Origin of the sequence: Luteibacter sp. (assembly GCF_009912395.1) — a bacterium.
Lineage (GTDB): Bacteria > Pseudomonadota > Gammaproteobacteria > Xanthomonadales > Rhodanobacteraceae > Luteibacter.
In genome coordinates, this window is the sequence record NZ_WNDO01000001.1 from 325,562 (window position 1) to 337,383 (window position 11,822).

The 11,822-nt window shown below is 63.3% G+C and carries 5 protein-coding genes; all 5 read right to left on the reverse strand.

All coding sequences use genetic code 11. The features are described from left to right. Positions 1-43: 43 nt before the first annotated feature. The 5 genes from fusA to rpoB all read right to left on the reverse strand — a co-directional run bounded on the left by fusA (position 44) and on the right by rpoB (position 11,645). Positions 44-2,167 carry an elongation factor G gene (fusA, locus tag GAK28_RS01740; RefSeq protein ID WP_291774184.1) on the reverse strand — a complete coding sequence of 708 codons (2,124 nt, stop codon included), beginning with the start codon at positions 2,165-2,167 and terminating at the stop codon, positions 44-46. Positions 2,168-2,199: 32 nt separating this feature from the next. Then, a complete protein-coding gene (gene rpsG, locus GAK28_RS01745) occupies positions 2,200-2,667 on the reverse strand; it encodes a 30S ribosomal protein S7 (RefSeq protein ID WP_166951188.1) in 468 nt (155 codons plus the stop codon). An 18-nt stretch (positions 2,668-2,685) separates the two neighbouring features. After that, positions 2,686-3,060 (reverse strand): 30S ribosomal protein S12, encoded by a 375-nt coding sequence (gene rpsL / locus GAK28_RS01750; protein ID WP_045829438.1) that lies wholly within the window; start codon positions 3,058-3,060, stop codon positions 2,686-2,688. Positions 3,061-3,232: 172 nt separating this feature from the next. Beyond that, on the reverse strand, positions 3,233-7,447 hold the full coding sequence (rpoC, locus tag GAK28_RS01755; protein WP_291774198.1) for a DNA-directed RNA polymerase subunit beta': 4,215 nt from the start codon (positions 7,445-7,447) through the stop codon (positions 3,233-3,235). 25 nt (positions 7,448-7,472) lie between these two features. Further along, positions 7,473-11,645 (reverse strand): DNA-directed RNA polymerase subunit beta, encoded by a 4,173-nt coding sequence (gene rpoB / locus GAK28_RS01760; RefSeq protein ID WP_291774495.1) that lies wholly within the window; start codon positions 11,643-11,645, stop codon positions 7,473-7,475. Positions 11,646-11,822 lie beyond the last annotated feature (177 nt).

Here is an 11,822-nt window from a genome sequence, read left to right on the forward strand (position 1 = left end):
AAACCTCTAAAAGAACGTTGTATGTTTGAAGAAGAAGCCCTTATCAGGACTTCTTCATGACCTCGTCGGCGATATTCTTCGGCGCCGGCTCGTAATGGTCGAATTCCATCGTGAAGGTTGCGCGACCCTGGGTCTGCGAACGCAGCGACGTGGCATAACCGAACATTTCGCCCAGCGGAATCATCGCGTTGACGGTCTTGCCCGACGGCGTTTCTTCCTGACCGGTCAGCATGCCGCGACGACGCGAGATATCGCCCATCACGTCACCGACGTAGTCTTCCGGCGTCACGACCTCGACCTTCATGATCGGCTCGAGCAGCACCGGCTGCGCCTTGGCGAAGCCCTGCTTGAACGCCATGGAAGCGGCGAGCTTGAACGCCATTTCGGACGAGTCGACGTCGTGGTACGAACCGAAGACGAGCTTGACCTTGACATCGACCACCGGGAAGCCGGCGAGCGGACCACTGGTGATCGTTTCGCGCAGACCCTTTTCAACCGACGGGATGAATTCCTTCGGGATCACGCCACCGGTGATGTCGTTGATGAAGAGGAAGTCGTCCTTGATCGTCAGCTTCGGATCGGCACGGTCTTCAGCGGTGATCGGCGACAGCTCGATCACGACGTGACCGTACTGACCCTTACCACCCGACTGCTTGGCGTGCTTGTAGTCCGACTTGACGTCAGCGGCCTGAATCGTTTCGCGATAAGCCACCTGCGGCTTGCCGACGTTGGCTTCGACGTTGAACTCGCGACGCATGCGGTCCACCAGGATGTCCAGGTGAAGCTCGCCCATGCCCGAGATGATCGTCTGGCCCGACTCTTCGTCGGTCTTGACGCGGAACGACGGATCTTCCGCAGCCAGACGGCCGAGAGCGATACCCATCTTTTCCTGGTCCGACTTGGTCTTCGGCTCCACCGCCATCGAGATCACCGGCTCCGGGAACGTCATACGCTCCAGGGTGATGATGCTGTCCTGCGCGCAGAGCGTGTCACCGGTCGTGACGTCCTTCAGGCCGACGGCAGCGGCGATATCGCCAGCGCGGACTTCCTTCAGTTCGTGACGCTCGTTGGCGTGCATCTGCAGGATGCGGCCGATGCGCTCCTTCTTCGACTTGACCGGGTTGTACACCTGGTCACCGGCGTTCAGCGTGCCCGAGTAGACACGGAAGAACGTCAGGGCGCCGACGAACGGATCCGTCATAATCTTGAACGCGAGCGCCGAGAACGGTGCGTCGTCCTTGGCCGGACGGGTATCCGGCTGCTCGTCTTCGTTGATGCCCTCGACCGGCGGACGGTCGATCGGCGACGGGAGCAGGTTGACGACGGCGTCAAGCATGGCCTGAACGCCCTTGTTCTTGAACGCCGTGCCGCAGAACACCGGGATGATCTCGCTGCGCAGGGTGCGCAGACGCAGACCTTCGATGATCTCGGCCTCGGTCAGCTCGTCGCCACCCAGGTACTTGTCCATCATCTCTTCCGTGGCTTCCGCCGCGGCTTCGATCATGGCGGTACGGGCCGATTCGGCCTTTTCCTGGAGGTTAGCCGGGATGTCCTGGTATTCGAACTTCATGCCCTGGGACTCCATGTCCCAGATGATCGCCTTCATCTTCAGGAGATCGACGACGCCTTCGAAGTTGTCTTCGGCACCGATCGGAACCTGCATTTCGATCGGGTTGGCGCCCAGACGAGCCTTCAGCTGCTCGACGACCTTGTAGAAGTTGGCGCCGGTACGGTCCATCTTGTTGACGAACGCGAGACGCGGCACCTTGTACCGGTTGGCCTGACGCCACACGGTCTCGGACTGCGGCTGCACACCACCCACCGCGCAGAGCACGAACACCGCGCCATCGAGCACGCGGAGCGAACGCTCCACTTCGATGGTGAAGTCAACGTGTCCCGGGGTGTCGATGATGTTGAAACGGTGCTCGGGCAGCGAACGGTCCATGCCCTTCCAGAACGCCGTGGTGGCGGCGGAAGTGATGGTGATACCGCGTTCCTGCTCCTGCTCCATCCAGTCCATCGTCGCAGCGCCGTCATGCACCTCGCCAATCTTATGACTGACACCGGTGTAGAACAGGATGCGCTCCGTCGTGGTGGTCTTGCCGGCATCGATGTGGGCCATGATGCCGAAGTTGCGGTAGCGCTCGATGGGAGTGGTGCGTGCCACGGTCTTTCCTCAGATCGGGTAGCTGGAAGGGATTACCAGCGGTAATGCGAGAAGGCCTTGTTGGCCTCCGCCATACGGTGCGTTTCTTCGCGCTTCTTGACGGCGCCGCCACGGGACTCGGAAGCCTCGAGGAGTTCGGCAGCCAGCTTGCGCGGCATGGACGTCTCACCGCGCTTGCGAGCGGCTTCGATCACCCAGCGCATGGCGAGAGCCATACGACGACCCGGACGGACTTCGACCGGCACCTGGTAGGTGGCGCCGCCGACACGACGGGACTTCACTTCGACGGCCGGGGCGATGTTGCCCAGGGCCTTCTCGACGAGCTGCACCGGCTCGGCATTCTTCTCGCCGATGTGCTCGAGGGCGCCGTAGACGATCGCTTCGGCGACGGACTTCTTGCCGGACTTCATCACCATGTTGATGAAACGGGCAATCAGCTGGCTTCCGTGCTTCGGGTCCGGGAGGACGACACGGGCGGGATGGGAACCTTTACGCGACATAATTCTTGTCCTTTACTCTCAGCCCTTCGGGCGCTTGGCGCCGTACTTCGAGCGCGACTTGCGACGCTTGGTCACGCCCGCGCAGTCGAGGCTGCCGCGAACGGTGTGATAACGCACACCCGGGAGATCCTTGACGCGACCGCCACGGATCAGGACCACCGAGTGCTCCTGGAGGTTGTGACCTTCGCCACCGATGTAGCTGATGACTTCGAAACCGTTGGTGAGGCGCACCTTGGCAACCTTACGCAGCGCCGAGTTCGGCTTCTTCGGGGTGGTCGTATAAACGCGCGTGCAAACACCGCGGCGCTGCGGGCTGCTCTGCAGGGCCGGCGAGGCGCTCTTGTACGCCTTCGGGCTGCGGGATTTGCGCACCAACTGGTTGACTGTCGTCATGCGAAGCTATTCCTGAGAAACATAAAGGCAGACCGAAAGATCGGCCCGCCGTATAAGCGATTTTAACGTGCGCCGCCGCTTGGAGCGGCCGGCACCCATCGTCCCTGAATCCGAACACGAGGCGCATCCATGCGCCTCATTTCGTATGTACGGGCGAAGCCCGTACGGGGCCTCACTCGGCGCTATCGTTGGACCCAGCGGGAGCTTCTTCGAACGTGACGGCCGGTGCCGAACCCGAGAGGGTTTCGAGCTCCGAGGCCGTCAGGCCGCCCTGGCTACGACGCGAAGCGTGGTAAGCCAGACCCGTACCCGCAGGGATTAGCCGCCCAACAATAACATTTTCCTTCAGGCCACGCAACGTATCCCGGGTGCCACGGACCGCGGCCTCGGTGAGGACGCGGGTGGTCTCCTGGAACGAGGCCGCCGAGATGAACGACTCGGTCGCCAGCGAGGCCTTGGTGATGCCGAGGAGCACCGATTCGAACTCGGCGCGACGCTCGCCACGAGCCTCGGCGCGGTCGTTCTCTTCGTTGATGCGGATGCGCTCGACCTGCTCACCGCGCAGGTAGGTGCTGTCGCCCGCCTCCGTGATCTCGACCTTGCGGAGCATCTGGCGAATGATCGCTTCGATGTGCTTGTCGTTGATCTTCACGCCCTGGAGACGGTAGACGTCCTGGATTTCCTTGACCAGGTAGGAGGCCAGTGGCTCGACACCCAGCAGGCGCAGGATATCGTGCGGATTCGGCTCGCCGTCCACGACGGTTTCGCCCTTCTCCACGTGCTCGCCTTCGAACACGATGACCTGACGCCACTTCGGAATCAGCTCTTCGTGCTCGTTGCCGTCCGCATCCTTGATGATGAGACGCTGCTTGCCCTTGGTGTCCTTGCCGAAGCTGATGATGCCCGAGCGCTCGGCGAGGATCGCCGGCTCCTTGGGCTTGCGGGCTTCGAACAGATCGGCCACGCGGGGCAGACCACCCGTGATGTCGCGGGTCTTCGAGGTTTCCTGCGGGATACGGGCGACGACGTCACCCACGCCCACTTCGGCGCCATTCTGGATCGACACGATCGCACCGGCCGGCAGGAAGTACTGCGCGGCGATGTCCGTGCCCGGCAGCTTGAGCTCGCGGCCCTTGCTGTCTTCCAGACGGACGATCGGACGCAGGTCCTTCGCGGCGGTACCGCGACGCTTCGGATCCGTCACCACCGCCGACTCGAGGCCGGTCAGTTCGTCGGTCTGCGACTGGACGGTCACGCCATCGATGAAGTCGATGAAGCGGACCACACCGGCCACTTCCGTGACGATCGGGTGGGTATGCGGATCCCAGTTCGCGACGGTCTGGCCGGCCTTGACCGGGTCGCCGTCCTTCACGGAGATCGTGGCGCCGTAAGGCACCTTATAACGCTCGCGCTCGCGACCGTTGGCGTCGATGACGCTGACTTCGCCCGAACGCGACACGACCACCAGGTGACCGGCCGAGTGCTCGACCGACTTCAGGTTGTTGAACTTCAGCGCGCCAGTGGTGCGGACGGTGACGTTGTCCACGGCAGCAGCTCGCGACGCGGCACCACCGATATGGAACGTACGCATCGTCAGCTGCGTGCCCGGCTCACCGATCGACTGCGCGGCGACCACACCCACGGCCTCGCCCATGTTGACCAGGTGACCGCGAGCAAGGTCGCGGCCGTAGCACAGGGCGCACACGCCGTGGCTGGCACGGCAGGTGATCGGCGAACGCACCTTGATCAGCTGCACACCGGCCTTGTCGAGCTTGTCGACCAGGAACTCGTCGAGCAGCGTGTCGCGGGTGACGATGGGTTCGTCGTCGTCGCCAGGGGCGTAGACGTCTTCCACCACCACGCGACCCAGCACGCGCTCGCGCAGCGGCTCGACCACGTCGCCGCCTTCCACGATCGGCGACATCATGACGCCGTCTTCCGTGCCGCAGTCGTGCTCGGTGATGACCACGTCCTGGGCCACGTCGACGAGACGACGGGTCAGGTAACCCGAGTTCGCCGTCTTCAGCGCCGTATCCGCGAGGCCCTTACGAGCACCGTGGGTGGAGTTGAAGTACTGGAGGACGTTCAGGCCTTCGCGGAAGTTCGCCTTGATGGGCGTCTCGATGATCGAGCCGTCCGGGCGAGCCATCAGGCCGCGCATACCGGCAAGCTGGCGAATCTGGGCCACGCTACCACGCGCGCCCGAGTCGGCCATGATGTACAGCGAGTTCATCGACTTCTGGTTGACCAGGTTACCTTCGGTATCGGCGACCTTCTCGGTACCGATACCGTCGATCATGGCCTTGGCGACCAGTTCGTTGGTGCGCGACCAGATGTCGACCACCTTGTTGTAGCGCTCGCCGGCGGTGACCAGGCCCGACTGGTACTGCTCCTGGATCTCGACGACTTCCTTCTCGGCTTCCTCGAGGATGCCCTTCTTCTCAGCCGGGATTTTCATATCGTCGATGCCGATCGAGATACCGGCGCGCGTCGCGAAACGGAAGCCGGTGTACATCAGCTTGTCGGCGAAGACGACCGATTCCTTCAGGCCCAGCAGACGGTAGGTCTGGTTGATCAGGCGCGAGATGTTCTTCTTGGTCAGCTCGGTGTTGACCAGCGCGAACGGCAGGCCTTCCGGGATGATCTCGGCCAGCAGCGAACGACCCACGGTGGTGTCCACCACCCGGGTACGGGCGACGTTCTCGCCGGTCTCGTCGCGCTCGAACACGCGCACGCGAACCTTGACCTTCGCGTGCAGCTCGACGGCACGGTTGTCGTAGGCGCGACGGACTTCGCCAATGTTGGCGAAGACCATGCCGGTGCCCTTGGCGCCGACCAGCTCACGGGTCATGTAGTACAGACCCAGCACCACGTCCTGCGACGGCACGATGATCGGCTCGCCGTTGGCGGGCGACAGGATGTTGTTCGACGACATCATCAGGGCGCGGGCTTCGAGCTGCGCCTCGATCGACAGCGGCACGTGCACGGCCATCTGGTCACCGTCGAAGTCCGCGTTGAACGCGGTACAGACGAGCGGATGCAGCTGGATCGCCTTGCCTTCGATGAGCACCGGCTCGAACGCCTGGATGCCGAGACGGTGCAGCGTGGGCGCACGGTTCAGCATGACCGGATGTTCGCGGATCACCTCTTCGAGGATGTCCCACACCTGCGGCTCTTCGCGCTCGACGAGCTTCTTGGCGGCCTTGATCGTGGTGGCTTCGCCACGGGCCTGGAGCTTGGCGAAGATGAAGGGCTTGAACAACTCGAGCGCCATCTTCTTCGGCAGGCCGCACTGGTGCAGGCGCAGGGTCGGGCCGACCACGATGACCGAACGGCCCGAGTAGTCGACGCGCTTGCCGAGCAGGTTCTGGCGGAAGCGGCCCTGCTTGCCCTTGATCATGTCCGCGAGCGACTTCAGCGCGCGCTTGTTCGTGCCGGTGATGGCACGACCGCGACGGCCGTTGTCGAGCAGCGCATCGACCGACTCCTGCAGCATGCGCTTCTCGTTGCGCACGATGATGTCGGGCGCCGCGAGCTCGAGCAGGCGCTTGAGGCGGTTGTTACGGTTGATGACGCGACGGTAGAGGTCGTTGAGGTCCGACGTGGCGAAGCGACCACCATCCAGCGGGACGAGCGGGCGCAGGTCCGGCGGGAGCACCGGCAGCACGGTCATGACCATCCACTCCGGCTTGTTGCCGGACTCGAGGAACGCCTCGATCAACTTCACGCGCTTGGTGAGGCGCTTGAGCTTGGTCTCGGAGTTCGTGGACGAGATTTCTTCCTTGAGGCGGATGACTTCGCCCGGCAGGTCGAGGCTCTTCAGTAGCTCGTAGACGGCCTCGGCACCCATGCGGGCGTCGAACTCGTCACCGTGCTCTTCGGTGGCTTCCAGGTACTGGTCTTCGCTGAGCAGCTGGCCGCGCTCAAGCGCGGTCAGGCCCGGATCGATCACGACGAAGGCTTCGAAGTACAGGATGCGCTCGATGTCGCGCAGCGTCATGTCGAGCATGAGGCCGATGCGCGACGGCAGCGACTTCAGGAACCAGATGTGCGCGGTCGGGCTGGCCAGCTCGATGTGGCCCATGCGCTCGCGACGGACCTTGGCCAGGGTGACCTCGGTGCCGCACTTCTCGCAGACCACGCCACGGTGCTTCATGCGCTTGTACTTGCCGCACAGGCACTCGTAGTCCTTGATCGGGCCAAAGATGGCCGCGCAGAACAGACCGTCACGCTCAGGCTTGAACGTGCGGTAGTTGATGGTTTCCGGCTTCTTCACTTCGCCGTACGACCACGAACGGATCAGCTCCGGCGAAGCCAGGGCGATCTTGATCGCGTCGAAGTCCAGCGTCTGTCGCTGCTGGTTGAACAGATTGAGCAGGTCTTTCATGCGTAATCTCCGGTAGCCGCGACGATCACTTGTTGATCTCTTCCAGCTCGATGTCGATAGCGAGCGAACGGATTTCCTTCACGAGCACGTTGAAGGATTCCGGCATGCCCGCCGCCATCTCGTGGTTGCCGTCGACAATGTTCTTGTACATCTGGTTACGGCCCTGCACGTCGTCAGACTTGACGGTGAGCATTTCCTGCAGCGTGTAAGCCGCGCCGTAAGCCTCGAGTGCCCAGACTTCCATTTCGCCGAAGCGCTGGCCGCCGAACTGCGCCTTACCGCCCAGCGGCTGCTGGGTGACGAGCGAGTACGGACCGGTCGAACGCGCGTGCATCTTGTCGTCGACCAGGTGGTTCAGCTTCAGCATGTGCATGTAGCCGACGGTGACCGGACGATCGAACGCTTCGCCGGTACGACCGTCGAAGAGGATGGTCTGACCGGATTCCGGCAGGTCAGCGAGCTTCAGCATGTGCTTGATCTCGTGCTCTTCGGCACCGTCGAACACCGGGGTCGCCATCGGCACGCCGTCACGCAGGTTGTCGGCGAGATTCATGATCTCGTCGTCGCTCATCGACGGCAGGTCGACGCGACGAACCGCGCCTTCCGCACCGGCGTTGCCGTGGTTGTAGACCTCGTTGAGGAACTCGCGCAGCTTGGTCGGCTTCTCGTTGGCCTCGAGCATGGCCGAGATCTTGTGGCCCAGGCCCTTGGCGGCCCAGCCCAGGTGGACTTCGAGAATCTGACCGATGTTCATACGCGAAGGCACGCCCAGCGGGTTCAGGCAGATGTCGACCGGACGACCGTCCGCCGAGAACGGCATGTCCTCGACCGGCACGATCATCGACACAACACCCTTGTTGCCGTGACGGCCTGCCATCTTGTCGCCCGGCTGGATGCGGCGCTTAACGGCGAGGTAAACCTTGACCATCTTGAGCACGCCCGGAGCGAGGTCGTCACCCTGGGTGATCTTGCCCTGCTTCTCCTTGAAGCGCTTCTCGAAAGCTTCCTTGTGGCGCTTGACCTGCTCGGCCGCGCGCTCGAGGAATTCCGAGACGTCCTCTTCCTTGACGTTGATCTTGAACCAGTCGTCCTTCTTGAGCGTATCGAGGTAGGCATTGTCGATCAGGGTGCCGCGCTTGAGGCCACCCGGACCGCTCATCGCGGTCTTGCCGTTGAGCTGCGCGCGCATACGGGCGTAGATGGCGCCCTCGAGGATGCGGAACTGGTCGTCGAGATCCTTGCGGATACGCTTCAGTTCGGTTTCTTCGATCTGCTTGGCACGCTTGTCCTTCTCGATGCCGTCGCGGGTGAAGACCTGCACGTCGATGACGTTGCCGTCCATACCCGGCGGCACGCGGAGCGAGCTGTCCTTCACGTCGGACGCCTTCTCGCCGAAGATCGCGCGGAGCAGCTTTTCTTCCGGCGTGAGCTGGCTTTCGCCCTTCGGCGTGACCTTGCCCACGAGGATGTCGCCGGCCTTCACTTCCGCACCGATGTAGACGATGCCGGACTCGTCGAGACGGGCCAGGGCCTGCTCGCCGACGTTCGGGATGTCCGCGGTGATTTCCTCAGCGCCCAGCTTCGTGTCACGGGCGATGCAGGTCAGCTCCTCGATGTGGATCGAGGTGTAGCGATCTTCCTGCACGACGCGCTCGGAGATGAGGATCGAGTCTTCGAAGTTGTAGCCGTTCCACGGCATGAAGGCGACGAGCATGTTCTGACCGAGCGCGAGCTCGCCCAGGTCGGTCGACGAACCGTCGGCCAGCGTGTCGCCCACGGCCACCACGTCACCCACGTTCACCAGCGGACGCTGGTTGAGGTTGGTGTTCTGGTTGGAGCGGGTGTACTTGGTCAGCGTGTAGATATCGACGCCGGCATCGTCGTCGCCCACTTCGGCTTCGTTGACGCGCACGACGATACGGGCAGCATCGACCTGGTCGATGACACCGCCACGCTTGGCGGACACGGTGACGCCCGAGTCACGCGCCACGGCGCGCTCGATGCCCGTGCCGACGAGCGGCTTCTGGCTGCGCAGGGTCGGAACGGCCTGGCGCTGCATGTTCGCGCCCATGAGAGCGCGGTTCGCGTCATCGTGCTCGAGGAACGGCACGAGCGCCGCCGCGACCGACACCGTCTGCATGGGCGAGACGTCCATGTAGTTGATCTCGGACGACGGACGAAGCTCCGATTCACCACGGAAGCGACAGGAGACGAAGTCTTCGAGGAACTTGCCTTCCTTCGACAGCGGCGAGTTCGCCTGCGCGATGACGTGGTCGCCCTCTTCGATCGCGGAGAGGTAGTCGACCTTGTCGGTCACCTTGCCGTTCTCGACCTTGCGGTACGGCGTCTCGAGGAAGCCGTAGGTGTTGGTGCGAGCGTACACGGCGAGCGAGTTGATCAGGCCGATGTTCGGGCCTTCCGGCGTTTCGATGGTGCAGACGCGGCCGTAATGGGTCGGATGCACGTCGCGCACTTCGAAGCCAGCGCGCTCACGGGTCAGGCCGCCCGGTCCGAGCGCCGAGACGCGGCGCTTGTGGGTCACTTCGGACAGCGGGTTGTTCTGGTCCATGAACTGCGAGAGCTGCGACGAACCGAAGAACTCCTTCACCGCCGCCGCGACCGGCTTGGCGTTGATGAGCTCCTGCGGGGTCAGGCCCTCGGACTCGGCCAGGGACAGACGCTCGCGCACGGCGCGCTCGACGCGGACCAGGCCGATGCGGAAGGTGTTCTCGGCCATTTCGCCGACCGAACGCACGCGACGGTTACCGAGGTGATCGATATCGTCGACCGTGCCGGTACCGTTGCGGATGTCGATGAGCACGCGCAGCACGTCGAGGATGTCCGACGTCTCGCCAAGCTCGCCGAGCAGGCGCTGGGACTCTTCTTCCTTGCGATCGCTGAAGTACTTGTAGTCGTACAGCACGCCCGGACCGACGATGTCCTTACGGCCCACGCGACGGTTGAACTTCATGCGACCCACGGCCGACAGGTCGTAGCGGTCGAAGGTGAAGAACAGGTTGAAGAACAGGTTCTGCGCGGCGTCCTTGGTCGGCGGCTCGCCCGGACGCATCATCCGGTAGATTTCGACCAGGGCTTCGAGCTGCGTGCGCGTGTTGTCGATGCGCAGGGTGTTCGAGATGTACGCGCCGCGATCGAGATCGTTCACGTACAGCGTCGGCACCGTCTCGATACCGCCCTTGCGGAAGCGCTCGAGATGGTCGGCGGTCAGTTCGTCGTTGGCCGCGGCGATGATCTCGCCGGTGTCCTTGTCGATCATGTCGATCGCGACGATACGGCCGACCGGGTAGTCGTCCGGCACTTCGAGCGTAGTGATCTTCTCGTTGGCGAGCTGGCGGACGTGGCGCGCGGTGATGCGCTTGCCGGCCTCGACCAGCACCTTGCCGTCGACGACGAGGTCGAAGCTCAGGGTTTCACCGCGCAGGCGCTCGGCGACGAGGTCGAGCGTGACACCGCCCTTCTTGCCCAGGTGGAACACGTTGTGCTCGAAGAAGATGCTGAGCATTTCTTCGTTGACGTAGCCGAGCGCGCGCAGCAGCACGGTCACCGGCAGCTTGCGGCGACGGTCGATACGGGTGAACAGCGCGTCCTTCGGGTCGAACTCGAAGTCGAGCCACGAACCACGGTAAGGAATCACGCGAGCGGAGAACAGGAGCTTGCCCGAGCTGTGCGTCTTGCCGCGGTCGTGATCGAAGAACACGCCCGGCGAACGGTGCAGCTGCGAGACGATGACGCGCTCGGTGCCGTTGATGATGAAGGTGCCGGTGTCGGTCATGAGCGGAATCTCGCCCATGTAGACCTCCTGCTCCTTCACGTACTTCACGGCCTTCTTCGAGGCCGGGCTGTCCTTGTCATAGATGACCAGGCGCACGGTGGCGCGCAGCGGCGCACCGAAGGTCATGCCACGGTTGCGGCACTCGCGCTCGTCGAAGGCCGGCTCGCCGAGGCGATAGTCGACGTATTCGAGGGCGGCGTTGCCGGAGTAGCTGGAGATCGGGAACACCGATTTCAGGGCCGCATGCAGGCCCTTTTCCTCACGCGCCTTGGCGGTGGTGTTCTCCTGGAGGAATTCCTTGTACGAGTCGGTCTGGATCGTCAGCAGGTTGGGCACGCCCAGCACGGGCGGGCGCTTGCCGAAGTCCTTACGGATGCGCTTCTTCTCGGTAAACGAGTAGGTCATGGTGGTTACCGCCTCGGTCTCAGTAATGCCGTCGTTCATCGCGACGGCTTAAGGTGAATCGAAAATCGGAGATCGGGATTCGAACCGCGGAGCCCCATGCGGGCGGCTCTCGAATCGCGATGTCCCATTTCCGACGGATGGAACACGGATACATGCTCTGGAACGGCCAAAGCCCGG

Bases quoted from the DNA above. Each gene is read 5' to 3' on its own strand.
- rpoB (WP_291774495.1), bottom strand. From the start codon at position 11,645: ATGACCTACTCGTTTACCGAGAAGAAGCGCATCCGTAAGGACTTCGGC.
- rpsL (WP_045829438.1), bottom strand. From the start codon at position 3,060: ATGACGACAGTCAACCAGTTGGTGCGCAAATCCCGCAGCCCGAAGGCG.
- rpoC (WP_291774198.1), bottom strand. From the start codon at position 7,447: ATGAAAGACCTGCTCAATCTGTTCAACCAGCAGCGACAGACGCTGGAC.
- rpsG (WP_166951188.1), bottom strand. From the start codon at position 2,667: ATGTCGCGTAAAGGTTCCCATCCCGCCCGTGTCGTCCTCCCGGACCCG.